19 protein-coding genes are annotated in these 19,679 nt (G+C 59.6%); 6 read left to right on the forward strand and 13 right to left on the reverse strand.

The genetic code is table 11. The features are described from left to right. Positions 1 to 37 precede the first annotated feature (37 nt). Positions 38 to 2,494: a TonB-dependent receptor gene (locus tag ACSYTG_RS09805; protein ID WP_489783831.1), complete on the reverse strand. Its 2,457-nt coding sequence runs from the start codon at positions 2,492 to 2,494 to the stop codon at positions 38 to 40. A 303-nt stretch (positions 2,495 to 2,797) separates the two neighbouring features. On the opposite strand from ACSYTG_RS09805, the gene ACSYTG_RS09810 reads away from it, so the two are divergent. The 5 genes from ACSYTG_RS09810 (at position 2,798) to ACSYTG_RS09830 (ending at position 8,403) form a co-directional block, all read left to right on the forward strand. Further along, positions 2,798 to 4,843 carry a M13 family metallopeptidase gene (locus tag ACSYTG_RS09810; RefSeq protein WP_489783852.1) on the forward strand — a complete coding sequence of 682 codons (2,046 nt, stop codon included), beginning with the start codon at positions 2,798 to 2,800 and terminating at the stop codon, positions 4,841 to 4,843. 118 nt (positions 4,844 to 4,961) lie between these two features. Further along, positions 4,962 to 6,176: an energy transducer TonB gene (locus ACSYTG_RS09815; RefSeq protein ID WP_489783832.1), complete on the forward strand. Its 1,215-nt coding sequence runs from the start codon at positions 4,962 to 4,964 to the stop codon at positions 6,174 to 6,176. Between the two features lie 158 nt (positions 6,177 to 6,334). After that, positions 6,335 to 6,766: an acyl-CoA thioesterase gene (locus tag ACSYTG_RS09820; protein WP_086647292.1), complete on the forward strand. Its 432-nt coding sequence runs from the start codon at positions 6,335 to 6,337 to the stop codon at positions 6,764 to 6,766. Positions 6,767 to 7,124: 358 nt separating this feature from the next. Then, entirely contained in the window at positions 7,125 to 7,949 is an 825-nt protein-coding gene (locus ACSYTG_RS09825) for a ferritin-like domain-containing protein (RefSeq protein WP_489783833.1), read from the forward strand. 70 nt (positions 7,950 to 8,019) lie between these two features. Beyond that, positions 8,020 to 8,403 carry a VOC family protein gene (locus tag ACSYTG_RS09830; RefSeq protein ID WP_086647305.1) on the forward strand — a complete coding sequence of 128 codons (384 nt, stop codon included), beginning with the start codon at positions 8,020 to 8,022 and terminating at the stop codon, positions 8,401 to 8,403. A gap of 151 nt (positions 8,404 to 8,554) precedes the next feature. On the opposite strand, the gene ACSYTG_RS09835 is transcribed toward ACSYTG_RS09830, so the two are convergent. The 3 genes from ACSYTG_RS09835 to ACSYTG_RS09845 all read right to left on the reverse strand — a co-directional run bounded on the left by ACSYTG_RS09835 (position 8,555) and on the right by ACSYTG_RS09845 (position 10,108). Further along, positions 8,555 to 9,328 carry an SDR family NAD(P)-dependent oxidoreductase gene (locus tag ACSYTG_RS09835; RefSeq protein ID WP_086647294.1) on the reverse strand — a complete coding sequence of 258 codons (774 nt, stop codon included), beginning with the start codon at positions 9,326 to 9,328 and terminating at the stop codon, positions 8,555 to 8,557. Positions 9,329 to 9,467: 139 nt separating this feature from the next. Beyond that, the gene (locus ACSYTG_RS09840; RefSeq protein ID WP_095349131.1) at positions 9,468 to 9,926 is read right to left on the reverse strand and encodes an RrF2 family transcriptional regulator; all 459 of its coding nucleotides are present in this window, start codon (positions 9,924 to 9,926) and stop codon (positions 9,468 to 9,470) included. Continuing rightward, positions 9,917 to 10,108, reverse strand: a complete 192-nt coding sequence (locus ACSYTG_RS09845; RefSeq protein WP_165925176.1) for a hypothetical protein — start codon at positions 10,106 to 10,108, stop codon at positions 9,917 to 9,919. The genes ACSYTG_RS09840 and ACSYTG_RS09845 overlap by 10 nt, the downstream gene beginning before the upstream one ends. A 337-nt stretch (positions 10,109 to 10,445) precedes the next feature. Between ACSYTG_RS09845 and purU the strand changes: the two genes are divergently transcribed. Next, complete coding sequence (gene purU, locus ACSYTG_RS09850; protein ID WP_086647296.1) at positions 10,446 to 11,291, forward strand: formyltetrahydrofolate deformylase; 846 nt, start codon at positions 10,446 to 10,448, stop codon at positions 11,289 to 11,291. Between the two features lie 57 nt (positions 11,292 to 11,348). On the opposite strand, the gene pnuC is transcribed toward purU, so the two are convergent. The 9 genes from pnuC to ACSYTG_RS09895 form a co-directional block, all read right to left on the reverse strand. Beyond that, the gene (gene pnuC, locus ACSYTG_RS09855) at positions 11,349 to 11,903 is read right to left on the reverse strand and encodes a nicotinamide riboside transporter PnuC (protein ID WP_489783834.1); all 555 of its coding nucleotides are present in this window, start codon (positions 11,901 to 11,903) and stop codon (positions 11,349 to 11,351) included. Beyond that, positions 11,900 to 13,063 (reverse strand): phosphotransferase enzyme family protein, encoded by a 1,164-nt coding sequence (locus tag ACSYTG_RS09860; RefSeq protein ID WP_489783835.1) that lies wholly within the window; start codon positions 13,061 to 13,063, stop codon positions 11,900 to 11,902. Before ACSYTG_RS09860 ends, pnuC begins: the two co-directional genes overlap by 4 nt. Positions 13,064 to 13,066: 3 nt before the next feature. Then, on the reverse strand, positions 13,067 to 15,340 hold the full coding sequence (locus ACSYTG_RS09865; RefSeq protein ID WP_489783853.1) for a TonB-dependent receptor: 2,274 nt from the start codon (positions 15,338 to 15,340) through the stop codon (positions 13,067 to 13,069). Between the two features lie 156 nt (positions 15,341 to 15,496). After that, positions 15,497 to 15,934: a hypothetical protein gene (locus tag ACSYTG_RS09870; protein ID WP_086647300.1), complete on the reverse strand. Its 438-nt coding sequence runs from the start codon at positions 15,932 to 15,934 to the stop codon at positions 15,497 to 15,499. A 165-nt stretch (positions 15,935 to 16,099) separates the two neighbouring features. Beyond that, a complete protein-coding gene (locus ACSYTG_RS09875) occupies positions 16,100 to 16,507 on the reverse strand; it encodes a hypothetical protein (RefSeq protein WP_489783836.1) in 408 nt (135 codons plus the stop codon). Between the two features lie 207 nt (positions 16,508 to 16,714). Next, complete coding sequence (locus tag ACSYTG_RS09880) at positions 16,715 to 17,146, reverse strand: ExbD/TolR family protein (RefSeq protein WP_086646979.1); 432 nt, start codon at positions 17,144 to 17,146, stop codon at positions 16,715 to 16,717. A gap of 71 nt (positions 17,147 to 17,217) precedes the next feature. Further along, a complete protein-coding gene (locus tag ACSYTG_RS09885; RefSeq protein WP_086646980.1) occupies positions 17,218 to 17,643 on the reverse strand; it encodes an ExbD/TolR family protein in 426 nt (141 codons plus the stop codon). 3 nt (positions 17,644 to 17,646) lie between these two features. After that, positions 17,647 to 18,672, reverse strand: a complete 1,026-nt coding sequence (locus tag ACSYTG_RS09890) for a MotA/TolQ/ExbB proton channel family protein (protein WP_489783837.1) — start codon at positions 18,670 to 18,672, stop codon at positions 17,647 to 17,649. A gap of 117 nt (positions 18,673 to 18,789) precedes the next feature. Next, complete coding sequence (locus tag ACSYTG_RS09895) at positions 18,790 to 19,488, reverse strand: energy transducer TonB (protein ID WP_489783838.1); 699 nt, start codon at positions 19,486 to 19,488, stop codon at positions 18,790 to 18,792. Positions 19,489 to 19,679: the final 191 nt, after the last annotated feature.

The raw sequence follows: 19,679 nt of genomic DNA on the forward strand, positions 1-19,679 counted from the left end.
AGGGGGCCAGATTGCAGGCCATGGCTTTTTTCAGCCGTTAAAAATGGCAGGCAATGCGGCCACCAATAAAACGCGGCTCGCCGGGAATATAAAAATAGGTTGTGGTGGCCATGCCCCCGCTCTCCGCATAGCGGCGGTCCAGAATATTGCGGGCATAAACCGTTATGTCCCACAACTGGGAGGGAGAATGCAGGGTTGCATGGGCTCCCAGCAAAAAATACGGCGGCAGGCGGTAAAAGCCGGTTCCCCCCACCGTAATGGCCTGGCTGCCCCTGTATTGCCAGTCTGGCCCAAAATCCAGCCTGTAGTTCCGGGGCAGGGGCTGCCGCCATGTGGCATCCCCGTTCAGGGTCAGTTTTGGGGAGCCATTATCCACGCCGCTAAAATTACGTTCAATGGCCTTCCACTGCTGCGGGTGGCTTGCGTGGTACGCATTGGTAGCGGCCCGGTCCACATTTGGAAAATCCTGAAAATCCCCGCGCTGCCAGCCAAGGTTCTGCATTAAAAACAGATGGCCAAACGGGTGGGCTTCCAGCGTTGCCTCAACCCCCCAGCTTTCGGATTTGGGGGCGTTGGTAATTTCACTCAACGGGCCAAAATTGGGGATCAGCACGGTGCCTATGACCTGCTGGTTATGAAAGTCGTTGTAAAACGCAGCACCATTCAGGCGCAGACGCCCCGGTATGGGGTCCGATTTAAGGCCGAGTTCGTAGGTGAGAACCGTTTCCGGCTTAAACGGGTCCAACTGGGCCTGCACCTGCGTATTGTTGGCGCTAAACCCGCCGGGTTTAAAGCCCTTGCTCATTTTGTAATACAGTAAAGCCTGCGGTACAAACTGCCACGAAACCCCAACCTGCCCGGCAAACTGGTTGGCGGCGGTGTTCTCGGGGTCGAAACTCCGGGTTGCCCCGCCGAATATCTGGGACTTCAGGCTGGTAATGCCCCGGTCATCCAGCTCATGCAAAAGCCCGGCCCAGATGGTCACATTATGCGGCAGACGGTAACTGACATTCCCGAACTCGGAAACGCTCTCCTGATTCATGCCAAAGGTTGTGGCCATCATGTATTTGCGGGCAGAGTAATCCGTATAGTCAAAGAAAAACCGCTGGTTCATGCGGCTGCGCTGGTAATATGCCCCCACAACCCAGCTCAGGCGGCCATGCAGGGCAACCCCGTTCAGCCGGGCTTCCTGCGTGAACACGTTGGCATCTATGGTGCGGTACGTATCTGCCTGAGAAAGCGCCGTGCCATCCTGATCCGTGTATTCGCCCTGCCGCTCGGTTTCAAACGCGCTGATGGCCGTAAAGGTAGCGGGACCAAAATCATGGATCAGCCGCAGGTCTGCCCCCCAGTACTGGTTATGCTCGCTGGGTTTAAGCCCCGCACCGCGCCCAACAAGGCTTGCAAACTCTGGCCGCATGGACCACTCCGCCCGCCGCCCCAGCCCAAAACCCGGCAAAGGCTGTGACCCGATAAGCCTGTGCACGGGAACCGCCGTAACCACCTGGCTGTTATCCTGCACAAAGTGGCCCCCGAGCTGGATAGTCGTGCGCTCATTGGGCTGCCAGCGCAATTTGCCACGCAAGGCCCACAGGTCCGCATCCCCCAGATGTGCACCGTTGGTCGGGTTGTACTGCCACCCCCCGCCCTGGCGCGTCTGCCCTGCCAGCCGAAAACTCCAGCCCTTGGCCAGCGGGCCGGACACATAAGCCTCGCTCCGGCTCCGCGCGTAGGAGGCTATGTCCTCCATCCCGCCATAATGCCATGTGGTGGTGGGGTCGTTGGTGCGCAGGCGCACCTCCCCCCCTGTGGTGGACTGGCCATGTTTTGTACCCACTGGCCCCGGGTCCACGGCTGCATCGGCCATATCAAACAGCAACCCGTTGCTCATGGCGGGGTACGCGTAGGCCACATCATCCATATACGTCAGAACGGGGGGCATGTTGTTCTGCGTAAAATCATTAAACCCGGCACCGCGCAGGTAAAAATTGGTCGAGGCCGTACCGTTGATACTCTGCATGGTCAGGTTCGGGGCCACACGCTCCAGCCCACGTAGGGTGGTGACATCCCTGTTACGCAGCATTTCCGCGCTCAGATGCGTTGTGGCATCCGGCTCATGCTGGGCTGCGGGAAAAGCAAAATCGGACCGGTGCGCCCCCACATCCACATGGGTTACGCCACGAGCGGCCACATGGGCGGGTTTTGCCTGCCCTGCCTTACCGGGCATAGCGGGGGTGGCAGGCAATGCAGCCGGTTTGCCCACTGGGCCGGGAGTATTCTGCGCCTGCGCCAAAGGGGCTGCAAACAGGCCGAGCGGGATCAGGCTGACACAGCACAGCATACGCTGCCAATGCGCGCGGCTGTGCCTGCTGGTGTGTATGGCCAGAGGAAGGCCATATGCTTGCTGCCCGAAAATAACCCGCTCCTTCCCCACCCATGCGCCGCCACGTTGCCGCGCAAGCCATGCTCCCCCGGCAAAGCTGGCCTCTCTCATGACGGAAACAGCCCCCCCTGTGCAAGGCTGTTGGCCCAAATCCATCTTATTTTTAACCGTTCGGCTGCACATTCATGCAAATCCCGATCAAAAAGACCTGCGCCGGTGTGTAAGGTTTTTTTTAAGAAAACCTCCGCATGCAAGAGGGTAGGCAGGCTGGAACAAGCTGGCTAAGGTAGGTGTTCATCTTGTGTTTTGCATAAAAAACACGGCCAGCAATCCGTAGTGTCAGCAACTATAAAAAAGAACCGGAGTTCCCCTGTGCCAGACCTGTCCTTGCGTGCCATCTTTCGCCATACCCTTATGCTTTCCGCCATTATGGGGGCGGGCAGTCTGGCCGGGCAGGCCCATGCTGCACCACAGGACACACCACAGAGCACACAGGCCAGTTTTGGGGCCTGGGGGGTGGACCTTGCCGGGCGGGATCTGGCGATTGTTCCGGGGAACAACTTTTTCCGCTACGCTAACGGCACGTATCTGGACCACCTTAAAATCCCTGCGGACATGACCAGCTACGGCCCGTTCAATGCTCTGGCCGAACTCTCCCGCACACGGGTCCAGAGCATTCTGGATGATCTGTCCGCCCACCCGCAGGCCGCCCCCCGCAGCACGGAAGAAAAACTGGGCACTTTCTACGCCTCCTACATGGATGTGGCGGAAGTGGAACGTCTGGGCACGCAGCCACTGGCACAGGATATGGATGCCATCCGCGCCATAAAGGACATGGCGGGCTTTGCGGCCCTGAGTGGTACAGCTGTGGGGTCGTTCCAGTTTGGTCCCTTCTCGCTGGGGATCAACCCTGACGCCAAGGACCCCACGCGCTATGCGCTCACGCTTGATCAGGCCGGGCTGGGCCTGCCGGACAGGGACTATTACCTCAAGCCCGTATTTGCCGCCAAAAAAGCCGCTTACCAGAGCTATATCGAAAAAGCGCTCACGCTTGCAGGCTGGCCCGAACCCGGCAAGGCCGCAGCCGCCATTGTGATTTTTGAGAGCAAGCTGGCCGAAGCACACTGGCCCCGCGCGGACCTGCGTGACCCACAGAAAACCTACAACCCCATGACCCTAGCCGAACTGGGGACCAAGGCACCGGGGTTTGACTGGGCCGCATGGCTCAGCGCCTCCGGCCTGCCCGCACAGGACATGGACAAGCGGAGCCTGATTGTTGGAGAACCCTCCGCCATTACAGGCGAGGCCCGGGTGCTGGCCGCAACGGACATGGACACCCTGCGGGCGTGGCTTGCCTTCCATCTGGTAGAAAACGCCACAGCCTACCTGCCAGACAGCTTTGAGCAGGCCCGGTTTGTCTTTACCAAAGCCCTGACCGGCCAGCCAACCCTGACCGCCCGGTGGAAGCGGGGCGTACAGGCCACCAGCGCCGCCATGGGCATGGCGCTGGGCAAGGTTTACGTGCAGCGCTACTTCCCCCCCGAAAACCGCGTGGCCATGCAAAAACTGACCACCGACCTGAAAAACGCCTTCAGGGTCCGGTTGCAGAACAATAGCTGGATGAGTCCAGCCACCAAGGAGGCTGCACTCCGCAAGCTGGAAAACTTTGAAATTCAGGTCGGCTACCCCAACCGCTGGCGCGACTACACGGGCCTTACCGTTAAAAAAGGCGATGTGTACGGCAATGCGCGCAACGGTGTGGCCTTTGAATGGCGCTACTGGCTGGACCGTCTGGACAAGCCGGTGGACCGCAACGAATGGGACATGACCCCACAAACGGTTAACGCCTACAACAATCCGCTGTTTGATCAGGTGGTTTTCCCCGCCGCCATTCTTCAGCCGCCGTTCTTCAATATCAAGGCGGACCCGGCCGTAAACTACGGCGCCATTGGCGGCGTGATCGGCCATGAAATGACCCACTCATTCGATGATGAAGGCCGTCAGTTTGATGAACACGGCCGCCTGCGCGACTGGTGGACAAAAGACGATGCCGAACGCTTCCAGAAACTGGCTGACCGTCTGGGTGCGCAATATGACGCATTTGAAGTGCTGCCGGGTGTGCATGTAAACGGCAAACTGACCATGGGCGAAAACATTGCCGATCTGGGCGGGCTGACCCTGGCACTGGATGCCTACCACGCATCGCTCAATGGCAAACCCGCCCCGGTAGTGGACGGGCTGAGCGGTGAGCAACGCGTATTTCTGGGTTGGGCGCAGGTCTGGCGCGAAAAACTGCGGGAGGAAACCATCCGCAGGCTTGTTGTCACGGACCCGCACTCCCCGCCCGAAGCGCGCGTAAACCTGCCCATGCACAATATTGACGCATGGTACGATGCCTGGAACGTACAGCCCGGCGACAAACTATACCTGCCAGTGCAGCAGCGCGTTAAAATCTGGTAAAATCACCTGAGGTGGCAGTGCAGGCTGCCTTGCAACACCGGACCATTCCTGTAGTGGTCCTCTACCCTGCCCGTTACCTGCCCAAGCCCCGGACCAAAGTTCTCTGTAGCACCGGGGCTTGAGCAATGGCAAAATAGCAGGCAAGTGGGCTATACCCACGCACACCATACTCATGCGGGGCAAGGGAGAACTCGGGCAGTCCATGGTCGATACGCGTCGCTCTTCCACACGCCCGAATACCGCCCTGCCCAACAGGCAGGAACCCCGCCTGCAACCTGCACGCCCTCTTTCTGCCCCCCCTCCGGCCGAAGTGGAAGGTGGTGCAGGGCAACGGCCGCGGCTGTTCCCGTTCATGCCTGTGCCCAAACCATCGGGCAGCCCGGTGCGCGGCTCCTCCACTCCCCTGATCCGTAAGGATATATACGCCGACCCCACATTGGGACCGGTGTTTACGGCCTCTGCCCTTGCGCATTTTCTGTTACTGGCCGCACTCCTTTATCAGGCAACACACCACGGCAAGACTGGCTCCCCCCAGTCCAACCAGGCTTCCCCGGTGGAAATGGTTTTTTCCCAGCCCACAACCTCCAGCGGCATGGTTGGCCCCCATTCGCCCGAAGCTGGTGGCGGCAATGCGGCCCCGCAGGTGGCCCCGCCCCCTCCGGCCGAGCAGCAGCCCGATACCCAGAAATCCCCTCCCGAAGCCAGTGAGGCAGCACCGGACGTGCCCCACCTTGCACAGTCGGATGATGGTTTCCCCAAACCCCAGCCTACCCCCCAGAAAGCGCGGCCAACCCCGCACAAATCCACATCAAAGCCGAGCAGCCGCGCTGTACCACGCCCCCAGCCCCAGCAGCTCCCCCAAAACCTGAAATCCCTGCTCCAGCACCCGATGGATTATTCGTTTAACGAGGCACCAGCCCCGCGCCGCCCCAACCGCCGGGGCCGCCCTGGCGGGTCAAACGCTCCGCTGGACATGTCCATTGGGCCAATGGTGGAAAATGGGCAGCTGAATGCCCATTACGCCTCGCGCACAAGTGTGCATGGCGTAAGCAGCGACTATGGTCAGGAAATTGACGCATGGATCCAGCGCCATCTGTTCTACCCCCCCGAAGCCGCTGAGCGGGGGGAAGAGGGCAGCACGTCGGTCCATGTTATTCTCGACCGGTCGGGCCATGTGTTCAAAGTCTTTATGAGCGGGTCTTCAACCCCGGCACTGGATGCCTCCACGGTTGGCATGTTCCAAGGCGCACAACTCCCTCCGGTACCACCGGACATGAAGGATCAGTATATCAACTTCGATGTCACGGTGCATTATGTCCTTATCCGCAACTAGGCATGCTGCCTGCACCCCCCGGATTATTCGCGGCTGATGCGTGGGCATGACATGCAGATCACACAAAACTGAGGAGGCATCCTTGGTGCAATTCTGCTTATCTTACAAACTGGCCTCTGCCACTCCAGACGACCCAAAGAGTTAAGGACATACTTGCGATGCCACGTTCATCCAGCTCCGATCTGCCGCCAGGTGTGCCCACAATCCGCGTTGTGGCCATGCCAACAGACACCAACCCTGCAGGGGACGTGTTTGGCGGGTGGATTGTCTCGCAGATGGATCTTGCCGCTGGCACAACCGCTGCCTTCCGGGCCAATGGGCGGTGCGTGACCGTTGCGATCAACAGCCTTGTGTTTCTTGAACCCGTTGTGGTGGGGGATGAGGTGAGCATCTACACCAAAATCATCCGCGCGGGTCGCACGTCCCTGACCATTCATGTGGAAACATGGCGCAGGGCGCGCCACACCCATATTACGTCCAAGGTGACGGAAGGGGAGTTCATTTTTGTCGCACTGGACGACAAACGCCGCCCACGCGCCTTACCCCCGTTTGAAGACACACTCCCCGCAACCAGCCACGAAAACGCCTGAACACTCCCCAGCGCCCCCCCAATGCCGGGCGGGGGCTATGGCCAGTCGGGCAGCACCATTCCCCTTGGGCGGAACGGTGCGCAGCTGGCCATATCTGCCGTGGCGTGTTTTTCCCTGTTCCAGTACGCGGGCTCCCCGTGCCATAGATAGACCCTTGCGCCGCCGACCTTGCGCCAGGGCCAGACCCGGGCAAGATATGCGGCACTTTGGGTACAGATGTACTTTTTTGTCGCGCACTACTTTGCCAACGCGCCATATGGTTTAAAAAACCCGCCAGCCTCTTCTGCTACCCCCCTGTTCCAACAGGGCGGACCATGCAGGCGTGGCGGTGGATTTGGCGTAACAGGAGGTCCGGTACATGAAGCACTGGCAGATTGATCAACTGCCATGGGATCGGTTTGATCCCTCCAAGGTTGACCCGGAGCTGATCCCCGCCATTAAGGCGGCCGCTGTTGTGGAGCGCAACAGCGTGGACTACGCGCAGTACCTCAACAACGTCTTCCACAATGACCCGGATTTCTGCACGGCGGCCGACCACTGGGCGGAAGAAGAAATCCAGCATGGGGATGCGCTGGGCCGCTGGGCCATGCTGGCCGACCCGGAGTGGGACTATCAGGCTGCATTCCAGCGTTACCGCGATTTCTACAAGATTCCACTGGATGTGGACCACTCGGTACGCGGCTCCCGCACAGGGGAGCTAATCGCACGGTGTATGGTGGAAACCGGCACATCCTCTTTTTATTCCGCGCTGGCCGACACCACGGAAGAGCCCGTGCTTAAGGCCCTGTGCAAGCAGATTGCCGCGGATGAGTTCCGGCATTTCAAACTGTTTTATGACCACATGCACCGCTACCTGCAGCGCGAAAATATTGGTCTTTGGCAGCGTATCCGCATCGCGCTGGGCCGCGTGACGGAAACTGAGGACGACGAACTGGCCTCCGCCTACTACACAACCAATGTGCCAGCAGACCAACCTTACGACCATACACGCTGCATTGCGGCCTATATGGTGCGGGCCATGCGCAACTACCGCCCCCAGCACCTGCGCCGCGTTACCACCATGGTGTTCAAGATTATTGGCCTGCCCCCCCATAGCTGGTTGCAGACCGTGGCGTTCCGCATTTCAGAAAAACTGTTCATCCGGCGGCAGCAACGGTTTGCACGCATTGCCGACATAAACTGAACAGGGCTTGCCGTGCGTGGCGTGGCAGGTCATCCTCCCTGCGTTCCAACCGCTGGAGAACAGACAGACCATGTTCACGCACATCATGGTGGGCACTAACGATATTGCCCGCTCAAAAAAATTCTACGATGCCGTTTTTGCTGCCCTGAACATTCCTCCGTCAGAAATCAGCGCCACGGGCCGTATTACCTATGGCAAGCATGGTGCCCGGTTTATTGTCACCCCGCCGCTGGATGGCAAAGCCGCCACAGCGGCTAATGGCGGCACCATCAGCTTTCAGGCGGATACTCCGGCCATGGCAGACGCATGGCACAAGGCAGGCGTGGAAAACGGTGGTAAAACCATTGAAAACCCACCCGGCGTGCGCCAGACCCCGGTTGGCCCGCTCTACCTTGCCTACCTGCGTGACCCGGATGGCAACAAGCTGTGTATTGCCTGTAAAGTGCCCGCATAACGCGGCTTTACTGCGCCTCCCCCTGCTATACGGAACGCACTGATCCGTTATGCAGGGGGGAGCTTACTCCTGCCGCGCCAGACAGGTGCAGGGCCACAACACGGGCCTGAACTCCCTGTCTGGTGCGGCAACCCGGCACCCAGCCAGCGCTCTATGAACCCAGCATGCTACGGTCCACTGCCAGACCGGCAGAGGCCTGACAGGTTGGCATCATTTCCACATGGTTGATGTTCACATGGGCGGGCAGGCCAAGCACCCAGGCCACGGTCTCGGCTATATCCTGCGGTAGCAGCGGGGCCGTGCCCGCATACACGGCATCGGCCTTGCCCTGATCCCCCAGACGGACCTGACTGAACTCACTCCCCCCGCACAGGCCCGGCGCAATGGTGGTTGCCCGCACCTGCCTGCCCAGCAGGTCGCTACGCAGGTTCCGCATGAACTGGTCCACAAAAGCCTTGGTCGCCCCATACACATTGGCACCGGGGTAAGGGTAAGTGCCAGCCGTGCTCCCCAAAGACACAACATGCCCGCTATTGCGCGCAACCATGCCGGGCAGCAGGGCGCGGGTGATTTCCACAAGCCCGGTTACGTTGGTTGCTATCATTGTCTCCCAATCCTGCGGATTGGTCTGCCATGCCTTTTCCAGCCCGAGCGCCAGCCCTGCATTGTTCACCAGCACATCAACCGCCTGCCACTCCTGCGGCAGGCTCTGTGGCAGGGCGCGTATGGCGGAAAGGTCGGTCATATCCAGCCGTAGCGGCAGAATACGGCCGGCCTCTACCTGCCCTGCAAGGGCCTCCAGCCGTTCCTGCCTGCGGCCGGTGGCAATAACCCGGTATCCTTCATGCACAAGGCGCAAGGCTATGGCATGCCCAAACCCGGCGGTTGCCCCGGTTACCAGTGCAATCTTGAATTTCTGCGACATTGATCTGTTTCCATTCCTGCCAGAATACCGCCAGCAGCCTATGCCAGCATGCTGGTAGAACCAACACCGTAACCCGCTCTGGCACACACACAAATGCATGACGCCTGCAAGGTGCAGCCCGGTTTACCCGGTGGCAGGGTCAGAGCTGTGGCGGAGGGCTTGCCGCCTGCAGCAGTGTGCGCCGCTCATACGGGTGGAGCAGGTCCGCCAGTGTGGCCTTGTCCAGAACCCCCATAAACGCATCCAGCGCCTGCCCCAGAACCCCGCGCAGGCTGCACCCCCCGGCAAGCAGGCAGGGAGCGCCGTCTTCGCCATTACGGGCCATGCAGCCGACCAGTGCCATATCCTCTTCCGTATGGCGCACCACGTCCCCCACACAGATTTCCTCGGCAGGGCGCCCCAGCGTTAACCCTCCGCCGCGCCCTCTTTGTGTGTGCACAAACCCGCCACGCCCCAGATGGTGAATAATCTTGACCAGATGATTTTCAGAAATGCCATAAGTCTGGGCCACCTCGCGTATGGAAACACGCCTGTCCGTATGTACGGCCAAGTAAAGCAAGGTGCGTAGTGCATAGTCGGTGTACAAAGTCAGACGCATAACAAAAAAATCTGCTCCAGCGGGTTACGGGCAGGACGGGGAACACCCCACACCAAGGCAGGCAGGACTAACCCTGAACGCCGCCTAACTGGCATGGTTTTTATAAAATGCGAACCCATGCCCCACCAGACGGCCCACAAACTGGCAAAATAAGGAACAAATGCAGAAAGACGATGAAACATATGCGCGCTCCTGCCTTCCACAAAACTATCCACAGGGTTTTCCCGCAATCCGTCCCCCTGCTTTGTGGATAAACTTACCCGCCTCTGGACCTGAATAGTATAAAAAATGTCTGTTTACTGCGGTTTGTAGCTTTTTTAAGCTTTTATGACACCAAACCCTCTTGACCTCTTACTCCAACAACGAGTCGGAGCGTTGCAATTCATCCACAGCCTGACTTGCCCACCACCGCACGCCCAAACCATGCTCCCGCCCCCACACCCCCGATTGCACAGATACGGGAACGGCTGGCACACTACGGCGCGATTCCTTTCAGGCCCGAGGAGCAGACAGAGCCTTATGCAGTTCATTCTTACTTTTTCCTGCCCGGACAAGGCTGGCATTGTTGCAGGCGTAACCTCGGCGCTGGCACGCCAGGGGGCAGACATTACCGAGACCCACCAGTTCAGTGACCGCAGTACGGGCCAGCTGTTCATGCGGCTGGCTTTTTCCACCCCCGCCCCCAATGACATGGCGGACATAAAAACCTGTCTGGCCCCTGTGGCAGAACAGTTCGGCATGAACATGCGCCTGCATGATGCAGCCGTGCTGCCACGCATGATTATTATGGTCTCCCGCTTTGACCACGCTTTGCTCAACCTGCTGTATCAGGTCCGTGTCGGGTGGTTGCAGGCCCGGATTGTCGCCATTGTCTCCAACCACCCGGACAGTGAAGCCACGGCCCAACAGGCGGGTATTCCCTATTACTACTGGCCGGTAACCCCGCAGAACAAGGCGGAGCAGGAAGCCAGACTGCTGGAGCTTGTGCACACCACACAGGCGGACCTGATTGTTCTTGCCCGTTATATGCAGGTGCTCTCGGACACTCTGAGCGCGCAGTTAAGCGGGCGGATCATCAACATCCACCATTCTTTCCTGCCCTCCTTCAAAGGAGCACGCCCGTACCATCAGGCTTATGCACGCGGCGTCAAACTGATCGGCGCGACTGCGCATTATGTAACCGCTGATCTGGATGAAGGCCCGATTATTGAGCAGGAAACCGCACGGGTGAGCCATAACCTCTCCCCCAACGATTATATTGCCACAGGCCGAGGGGTGGAATCGCAGGTGCTTGCGCGCGCAGTCAAACTACATACGGAGCACAGGGTGATGCTCAACGGGCATCGCACCATTATTTTTTCCTGACCCGCAGTTTGGCTGGCCCTTCCCATACACCCGCGGGCCAGTATGGGAAGGCATGCCTTATTGGGCCTGCCCCCATTTTTGCCAGCCCCGCATCGCCAGCACCACAAACCCTGCGTACAGGGCTGCCGTAACCCACAGGCCGCGCTCTACAAACAGCACGGTGTAGAAGACATCCACCACTATCCATAACACCCAGCTTAACCTGTAACGGCGCGCCCCCCAGAACTGCGCCAGAATACTGTAAGCACTCAGCAGGGCATCCCCCATGGGGGTTGGGTCATCCGTCCAGTGCCGCAAAACCAGTGCAAGGCCCAGACCGGCAAGGCCCGTGCCCCCCACATGCCCCCATAAACGCCGGGCTGTGGGGGAGCGGAGCACACGCACCTGCCCTTCCGCCCGGGCTCCGCGCAACCATTGCACCCAGCCGTAAAGGGACAACCCAATAAACACGCCCTGCAAGGCGGCATCCGCGTACAAAGCGGCACGCACAAACACCACGCCATACAGGGCCGATGCCACCACCAGCACAGGCCAACACACCACCATACGCTGCCCTGTTAGCCAGACCCCAAGGGCACTGGCCAAGGCAGCGGCCCATTCCAGCGTGGTCATTCCGCCCCCTGCTGGCTTGCGGTCTGGCGCAGCAGGGCAGGCAGGCGGGCCAGAAGTTCCTTGCCTTCCCCACTGGCAAACCAGCGCCCATGCCCGAGCAGATAATCCGTATAGGCGACCTCGGCCGAAGCCTGATCATGCACCAGCCCGGCAAAATAGCCGACTTCGGACAAGGCAAACTCCACATGCACAAGGGGCAGAAACGCCACAACCTGTGCACATTCCCCAGCACTCAGCGGACGAACGGACTGGTACCCTTCCAGCAGAGCTGCCACCTGCTCCCATGCAACAACACCGGAGGCAGGCAGGGCCAGCCAGTCCACCACAGCCCGCTCCAGCGCCACGGCCAGATCGAACGGTGCGCAGGTCCGGTCCGCCATGCCGAAGTCGAGCACACTGCTCACATCATCCCCAGCCCAGAACAGGTTGGAGCCGTGCCAGTCCCCATGCCCCCATGCGGGAACAATATGGGGCAACAAGGGCTGCAAACGCTGGTGGAAAGGCAGCAGCACGGCCTCCACGCTCCCTACCCAGTTGCGGTGTGCCAGAGCGGATCGCAACCGGGGCTGCCGGGCCACCCAATGCTGCAAGGCAGGCACCAGCTCTGGCTGGCCAATAACCTGCAACCCCGAGAGCAGAGGCACCACCTCTGCCCCGCCACGCGCAGGGGCTTTGAACCCGGCTGCCGCCAGATGCAGCCTGCCCAGCGCAACACCCGCACCATAAGCCTGCCTGACCGAAAAATACGGCTGCCAGGACATGACATTCTGATAAACATCCACCCCACGGGCGGGCAAAAAAGCCTCGTATGTCCAGTCCCCAACGGTTAGGGCCGTATGGCCATCGGGCAGAACCAGCGGAGGGCAGACAGCAGCCCCCTGCCCTGCCAGATGGTTTATAAAAGCGTGTTCTTCCTCCAGCCACTTTACAGAGCGCAGGGTTACGTGGTGGCGTTTGAGCAGGCATTCCCCCTGCCCCTCCAGCCGCACACGCCCCAGAGCGGAAAAAGGGCGCATGCTATGCCACGCCACACTCTGCGCAGGCGGCATATTGTGGAAAAAACGCAGGACTGACCGGCTTTCATCCAGTGTCAGGCAGGGCCAGTCACGCCGCTGCTGTACGCCGTTTACCCCAAACTGGGCCTGCTCCCCCCCACTCATGCCTTAAAAACCGGTGGATGCGGTAAACAGGGCGGCAAAACCTCCCCCAATGTAATAGTCAGGCGACTGGCCAGAAACCACACTCCCCCGCCGCCCAACCGTATCGTGCGCAGCAAGGGTTGGGTCGGCAATACCAGACAGATAATGCTGGTTGGTGATGTTGATGAAGTTCATGCGCAGCTGCGGCGCATGCAGCACGGATACATCCTTCATACGGTAACCAAGCGCCAGATTGCCCGTAACGTGGGAGGGCATGCGCTCGTCATTCATAAAGGTTGCGTACTGGTGCCCGGTATATTTGACCGTCATCACTCCAAAAAAATGCCCGTCGTCGTATGTCAGCCCAGCTGCGGCCTGCAAGGTGGGGGAGCGCACCGAACGTTTGCCCCGTGTTGGCAGAACCTCCGAGCCCGAAGACAGGTCATTATCAATTGTGGAATGCAGATACTCACCTGAAAAATAAGGGCTTATATGGTGCCACGGCCTTAGCCCCACCTCCACATCCACGCCCCGTGTGGTTTGCCCGCCCGCGTTAATGGTGGATTGCACTGGCGCACCATTAAGCATGACAAGAGTGGAAACCTGCCTGTTGGTGAAGTTGTAATTGAACAGGGTCAAGCTCCCCACAAGCAGATCACCCGCGTAACGGTAACCCAGTTCCTCTGCAATGGAGTATTCATTCTTCAGATTGCCAGTACCTTTTTGCTCCAGCGCACCACTTGTAGGGTCATAGACATCATACAGCGCTGTTTCCGCCGGGGTACGAAAGTTGGTGGTGGCGTTAAAAAAGACCTGATGATGCGGCGTTATCTGGAATCTGGCACCAAGGCGGGGCAAGGGTACGGCCGTGTTTGTGCCAATATTATAGCGGCTACCCGGCATGGCATTTGTGCCGGTGCGGGAGAACATGACTTCCTTAAAACCCGCACTCAGCAACAGCCGGTCATGGAGCAGGCTTAGCCGGTCGCCTATAAAAAGGGCGTTGGTCTGGGCAATAGTATGGTTGTTAGCCCCCCACAACGCCTGCCCCCCGGCCGTGCGCAAGGGGCTGCCCCCCCATATGGACCCGGCCGCCCCCGAGGCATCCAGTATGGCAAAGGTCTGCTTTTGCGCATCGTCCCCGTAATCGTACCAGTAGCCTATGGTCAGGTCATTGGGGCCACGTTTCCAGTCCAGTGTTGTGGTAAAGCCGGAGCGGTAACTCCGCTGCGTATAATCCGCCCGCACGGGTATGGACCCATCGGGGCTATTTGCCAGAGCTGGAGCAAGCTGCACGGCGTCCGTGCCATTAAACAGGCCTGTGCTCGGCAGTTGCATGCCCCCCGGCGCATTACCGTAGGCCCCCTGTGCATAGGGTGTTACCTTTAGTTCCAGCCCATTGCCCAGACCAAGGTTAACGGGGGCGGCCATGTAAAGAGTACGCTCGGGCTGGCGGGCCAGACGCCAGTAATCCGTCCCCCCTACTGCATTGTCCGCATTATAATGAGCGGCAAGATTATTGCCCCCATGTATGCCCTCGGTCAGCCAAGCGTCTTTTGTAACCTGTGGGTAATAGCTGTCTATCGCCTGGTTCCAGGACCCAAGCAGGGCAACACTACTCTGCCGCCCCCATGTTTTAAGCAGCTTGAAGTCCACATGCTGGCGCTCATCCCGCCCCGGGCCACGCCAGTTATCTGTTGCCCCGTGGGAGTAGGAGACAAAACCCCGCAGGCCGGTATGGCCTATTTCACCACTTTCAAGGCGCAGGAACTGGCGGTTGGTATTGTACGAACCATAAGACGTATCAAACACCCCTCCCGCTTTGTCCGCCGGGGTTTTAAACCGCAGCGTCATCAACCCGCCAGCCGCATTCAGCACCGGGCTCGTCAGGTCTGGCGCACCTTGTTGCAGGCTTATGGTTTCGTAATTCTCGTTATCGGCAAACTGGCTCGGGTAGCCTGTGTAATAGGCAATGTCATTCAGGGGCATGCCTTCAAGCACATAGCCTATGGCATCCCCGTTCATCCCCCTGACAGAAATATTGCTCTGGGGGGAAAAGCCGAACGGGTCTGACCCACTTACCGTAGCCCCCGGCAACTGGGCCACAAGGTCAAACGCCGTGGCAGAGGGAGCCTGACGGGCAATATATTCGGCATTCACCACGCTCTGGGCCTGAGGCTCGGACTGGGGGCGGATCAGCCCCCCGCCCGCGGGCAGGTGCGCAAGACTGGCATGCACCGTAACAACCTGCGCCTTGCCTGCCTGCACTGCTTCAGTCTGCACGGTTTCCGCCGCCATGGCAGAAGACCCCGCAGCCCCCACAAACACGGCAGATACCCCATAGCAGGCCCATACCACCCGCAAGGTCTGGCCCCCTTTGTAACCTTTATCCAGCGCACACCTCCCCATCATGCTCATAGCCACGCATGCAGGTGTATAGCGCACGAAATGGTTTTAGTTTTCATCCCCGTCCGATTTATCCCCCAGCACAATGGTCTGGTCGGAAATGGAGACATCGGTAACCGCAGGGCGTTGCAGGGCTTCGGTTGTATCCCGCGCGATCCCGGCGGTTTTATCCTTCAGGTCTGCAAGTTCTTCACGCACATCAGACAAGATTTCCAGCAAGGCCGCATGGTCTTCCGATGCCCGCTGGTCTGCCCCCTGGCTGAGCACCGCACTCCCCACCATAAGGGCGGGCAATGCCACCAACTGTATGCAGTTGCTTATATAAAGCAGCGTGTTCTGCCATTGCGGCACAATAACCGGAACCAGAGAAAAGACAAAAAAGGCATAAACGCACCAGATACTGCCAAACAGCATGGTCATTTTAACGGCCACGGCCACATTAAACCGCGTGATAAGGGACTTGGCTATTGTTTCGGGCTTTCTCATGGAGTCTCTTCTTCAGTTACGCTGCGCGCATAAGCAGCGGGCATTGCCGCGTGCGCTGTAACATACTCCAACCACCTTGTCCGCCATATCACAACGGGCAGCACGGTTGCCCTGCACCAGACAGATATGTGCCTGCGTCCCCGCGCACATCACCCCGCCCGGCTTTTACCCTTCTGGCAGAAGCCTACGTGAAAATCGCAGCCGAAAAAACGCAGCCTGCCCGCGCGCAGCATCGGCCTTGCGCAGGAACACTCCTACAACATACGTTCCATCCTGCTCGGGCCTGCCAATATACGCGGCATTCTGGACCTTGCTGTTATAAACTTCCGCCCCGCCGGGGTCGCGCACCCAAAAGCTGACACGCGCGCTTTTCGCATGCCCCCCAACCAGCAGGAACTGCCCGACTTTTGCAGGCACCTTGTACTGCACGACCTCTTCCCCCTCGACCGTGCCGGCAACAGTGGCCTCTTCCCCCTGTGTGCGAAAATGAACAGTGCGCTGGTGGGCCTGTGCGTACCCTGCATGCCCCAACAGCAACGTAGCCGCCACCAGCACTCCCCCCATCCGGCACATAATGTTTTGCTCCTTGTTACGCAATGCAGCCCTGTTCGTGCCATACGCCCAACAGATGCCTGAGTTCCCTTGGCTGCATCATACGCGACAAACATTTTTGTCCGGATGTTATTTTTATGATTTCTGGTGAACGATCACCTGCACCAGACATAAAAAAACGGGCCTGCCTTATGGCATGCCCGTTTTTATCTGGAGGTTTATGCTCCCTTACTGATCGACGAACTGTTCCTGCCCGACAATGCCCATCTGGGTGACCCCGAGCCTCTGGGCGTCGGCCATGACATGGACGACAGTCTTGTAATCAGCCAGCCGGTTGGGCTGGATGTGGAACTCGGGCTTGGGCTGGGCGGAGGCAATCTCGCGCAGGTGGGCCTGCAGTTCGTCCTCGCTGTTAACCGGCTGCCCGTTCCAGGTAATCGTATTATCAAAATCCACCACAAGGGTCACAACCGGAACCTCCTCCGTCGAAGGCGGCGGGTTGCCCTGCGGCAGATCAATCGCAACAGATTGGGTCTGCAACGGGATGGTGATGATCAGCATGATCAGCAGAACCAGCATCACGTCAATCAATGGCGTGGTGTTGATGTCGACAATGCCTTCGTCTTCCGTTGTGCTATCCGACCCGACATTCATGCCCATGATCAGTTACTCTCTTCACTCCTGCCCCCACGCGTGCCGCGCGGGGGACGGGGGGCCGCAGCCCGCCGTTGTCAGTTGGTCTTCGGCTTCTCGGTAATGAAGTCGATATGATAGATGCCAGCCTGCTGGCATGCCGCCACCATCCTGCCGACCGTCTCATACCGCGCCTTCATGTCCCCACGGATCTGGATCTGCGGCTGCGGTTTGACCACCGCCACCTTTTCCAGATGCTCCAGCAGGTCAGCCTGGTCCTTCAGCGGGGTTTCATCCCAGAAGGCCTTGCCATCCGCCGTAACCGCCAGCACCACGTTGCTCATCTTGGTCTGGGTGGGCTGGTTCATGTCGCGCGGCAGGTTGACCTTGACCGTATGGGTGGCCACCGGAATGGTGATCAGGAAGATGATCAGCAGAACCAGCATCACATCCACCAGAGGGGTCGTGTTGATGGCGGAGACGACTTCGTCGTCCCCTCCTCCGTTGCCAACCTGCATTCCCATGGTTCAGCCCACCCGGTTGGAGGTTGTGACCGTGGTCGGGGAGTTATCGGCGTTGACCCGCACGCTCTCCGCGGCTGCACCGTGGCGCACGCCACCGATCAGGATGGACTGCAGGTCATCGGCAAAGTCGCGCACCTGGTCCATGGCACCCTTGTTGCGGCGCACCAGCAGGTTGTAACCCAGCACCGCAGGCACAGCCGTTGCCAGACCAATGGCGGTCATGATCAGGGATTCACCCACAGGACCGGCAACCTTGTCGATGGATGCCTGACCGGCAATGCCAATGGCGGTCAGCGCGTGGTAAATACCCCAGACCGTGCCGAACAGCCCGATGAACGGGGATGTGGACCCCACGGTGCCCAGAAAGGCCAGACCCTTCTGCAGGCTGTTCTGGATGTTGTTGACCGCACGCTGGATGGACATGGAGGTCCAGCTATGCAGGTCAATGGCTTCCTGCATCGTGCCTTCATGGTGTTCGGCTGCCGTAATGCCGGTATCGGCAATATAGCGGAACGGAGAGGAGGTGGAGAGTGCGGAAGCCCCTTCCTGAATGCTGTGCTTGGTCCAGAAGTTTTTGGTGGCATCCTTGCCAGCAGCAAACAGACGCCCCTGTTCGATGAACTTGGTGATCATGATGAACCATGTGCCAAGCGACATGACGAGCATGATCAGCAGCACGCCACGGGCGATAATATCGCCGTTCGACCACAGGGCGGACAGGCCGTAGGGGTTGGCGTCATCCTTGGCGTCCGACGCGGGAGCTTCTGCTGCGGCAGCGGCGGCCGGGGTCGGGGCTGTTGTGCCATCGGTGGGTGTGGGGGTTGTTGCGGCATCCGGGGCAGCGGGTGTGGCCGGGCCGGGGGCAGGAGCTGTGGCTGCCGGTGCCGCAGGAGCGGTAGCCGCCGGGGCTGCCGGTGCGGGGGCGGCGGCATCCTGCGCAAAGGCGGCAATGGGGGCTACCGTGCTCATCAGCAGCGCAAGAGCCGGAGCGGCAAGACCTGACACAAAAGAACGGGGCAGTCTGCTCATTTTACTCAAGATCCTCATCCAAAGGCCCGGTCCTGTTCCCCTGCCGGAGCGGACCGGGCGGGTCCGTGTTGCTGTGTTATCCAGAGGTCCGGCACAAGGCCGAACCGTTAGTCTGTGTCAGTCATCCAGCCGGAAGCGGATGACATATGTCTTGTTCACTTCCCGCACGGGCACACCATTGCGGCTTGCGGGCCGGTAGCGGGCCTTGTGCACATAATCCAGCGCGGCCTGCGCAAATGCCTGACCACCGGTTACCGCCTGCACACGGCAGTTGCTGGTCATGCCTGTTGTTTCCACATCGCACACAACGGTTACGCGGCCTTCAATGTTGTCTTCCTCCATTTCTGGCGGATAGACGGGGCGCACATTGTTCAGCGGCGATGTTCCGGCCGTTGTATCGGGCGAATCATTGGGCGGTGTATCCGCGGGCGGGGCCTTTGCGGTCTGGGTTGGCGGAGCCACAGGCTGCTTGGGCGGTGTGCGGGCCACGTGCCTCATGGGTGGCTTGGGGGGCGGCGGCACCTCGATCTTTGGCGGCGGAATGAACGGCGGCGGAGGCACCGTCATCACCGGCGGGGGTGGTGGAGGCGGCGGAGGCGGCGGCGGAGGGGGTGGCGGCGGCAGAACGCGCGTCTGAATGGGCGGCTTGGGTGGTGGTGGAGCGCTATCGCCCTTCCCCATTCCAGAGATCAGCCCCCATATGCCAAGAATGTGCAGGAAAAGAACAACAATAAAAGCGCCAGCTACAACAGCAGTACCGACCTCCAGATCATACCGCTGAGCTTTCTTCTTTTGCTGTTCAAGCTCATTTGTCATGTCAGTTCTTCTTTATCATAACCAGCCACAAGCATGATCTGCCTCTCTTTATTTACTTATGAACCAGCAAAGAGCAGGGTATGCGCCTTTACCCACTCCCCGGTGCGGTGTACCGGGGCGGCACCCTGCGCGGCCATACCCCCGGCCTGCTGGACCACCGGCGATGAGAGGACCCCCCTGCGCGAACAGAG

Source organism: Acetobacter sp. ESL1128, assembly GCF_058505085.1.

What these genes read in the sequence shown, in the direction of transcription:
- ACSYTG_RS09835 (WP_086647294.1), bottom strand. Translation starts at nt 9,328, where the DNA reads ATGTCGCAGAAATTCAAGATTGCACTGGTAACCGGGGCAACCGCCGGG.
- ACSYTG_RS09860 (WP_489783835.1), bottom strand. Translation starts at nt 13,063, where the DNA reads ATGAGTGGGGGGGAGCAGGCCCAGTTTGGGGTAAACGGCGTACAGCAG.
- ACSYTG_RS09820 (WP_086647292.1), top strand. Translation starts at nt 6,335, where the DNA reads ATGCCACGTTCATCCAGCTCCGATCTGCCGCCAGGTGTGCCCACAATC.
- ACSYTG_RS09810 (WP_489783852.1), top strand. Translation starts at nt 2,798, where the DNA reads ATGCTTTCCGCCATTATGGGGGCGGGCAGTCTGGCCGGGCAGGCCCAT.
- ACSYTG_RS09840 (WP_095349131.1), bottom strand. Translation starts at nt 9,926, where the DNA reads ATGCGTCTGACTTTGTACACCGACTATGCACTACGCACCTTGCTTTAC.
- pnuC (WP_489783834.1), bottom strand. Translation starts at nt 11,903, where the DNA reads ATGACCACGCTGGAATGGGCCGCTGCCTTGGCCAGTGCCCTTGGGGTC.
- ACSYTG_RS09805 (WP_489783831.1), bottom strand. Translation starts at nt 2,494, where the DNA reads ATGAGAGAGGCCAGCTTTGCCGGGGGAGCATGGCTTGCGCGGCAACGT.
- ACSYTG_RS09830 (WP_086647305.1), top strand. Translation starts at nt 8,020, where the DNA reads ATGTTCACGCACATCATGGTGGGCACTAACGATATTGCCCGCTCAAAA.
- ACSYTG_RS09825 (WP_489783833.1), top strand. Translation starts at nt 7,125, where the DNA reads ATGAAGCACTGGCAGATTGATCAACTGCCATGGGATCGGTTTGATCCC.
- ACSYTG_RS09875 (WP_489783836.1), bottom strand. Translation starts at nt 16,507, where the DNA reads ATGTGCCGGATGGGGGGAGTGCTGGTGGCGGCTACGTTGCTGTTGGGG.
- ACSYTG_RS09895 (WP_489783838.1), bottom strand. Translation starts at nt 19,488, where the DNA reads ATGACAAATGAGCTTGAACAGCAAAAGAAGAAAGCTCAGCGGTATGAT.
- ACSYTG_RS09845 (WP_165925176.1), bottom strand. Translation starts at nt 10,108, where the DNA reads ATGTTTCATCGTCTTTCTGCATTTGTTCCTTATTTTGCCAGTTTGTGG.
- ACSYTG_RS09880 (WP_086646979.1), bottom strand. Translation starts at nt 17,146, where the DNA reads ATGGGCATGAATGTCGGGTCGGATAGCACAACGGAAGACGAAGGCATT.
- ACSYTG_RS09885 (WP_086646980.1), bottom strand. Translation starts at nt 17,643, where the DNA reads ATGGGAATGCAGGTTGGCAACGGAGGAGGGGACGACGAAGTCGTCTCC.
- ACSYTG_RS09890 (WP_489783837.1), bottom strand. Translation starts at nt 18,672, where the DNA reads ATGAGCAGACTGCCCCGTTCTTTTGTGTCAGGTCTTGCCGCTCCGGCT.
- ACSYTG_RS09865 (WP_489783853.1), bottom strand. Translation starts at nt 15,340, where the DNA reads ATGGCGGCGGAAACCGTGCAGACTGAAGCAGTGCAGGCAGGCAAGGCG.
- purU (WP_086647296.1), top strand. Translation starts at nt 10,446, where the DNA reads ATGCAGTTCATTCTTACTTTTTCCTGCCCGGACAAGGCTGGCATTGTT.
- ACSYTG_RS09870 (WP_086647300.1), bottom strand. Translation starts at nt 15,934, where the DNA reads ATGAGAAAGCCCGAAACAATAGCCAAGTCCCTTATCACGCGGTTTAAT.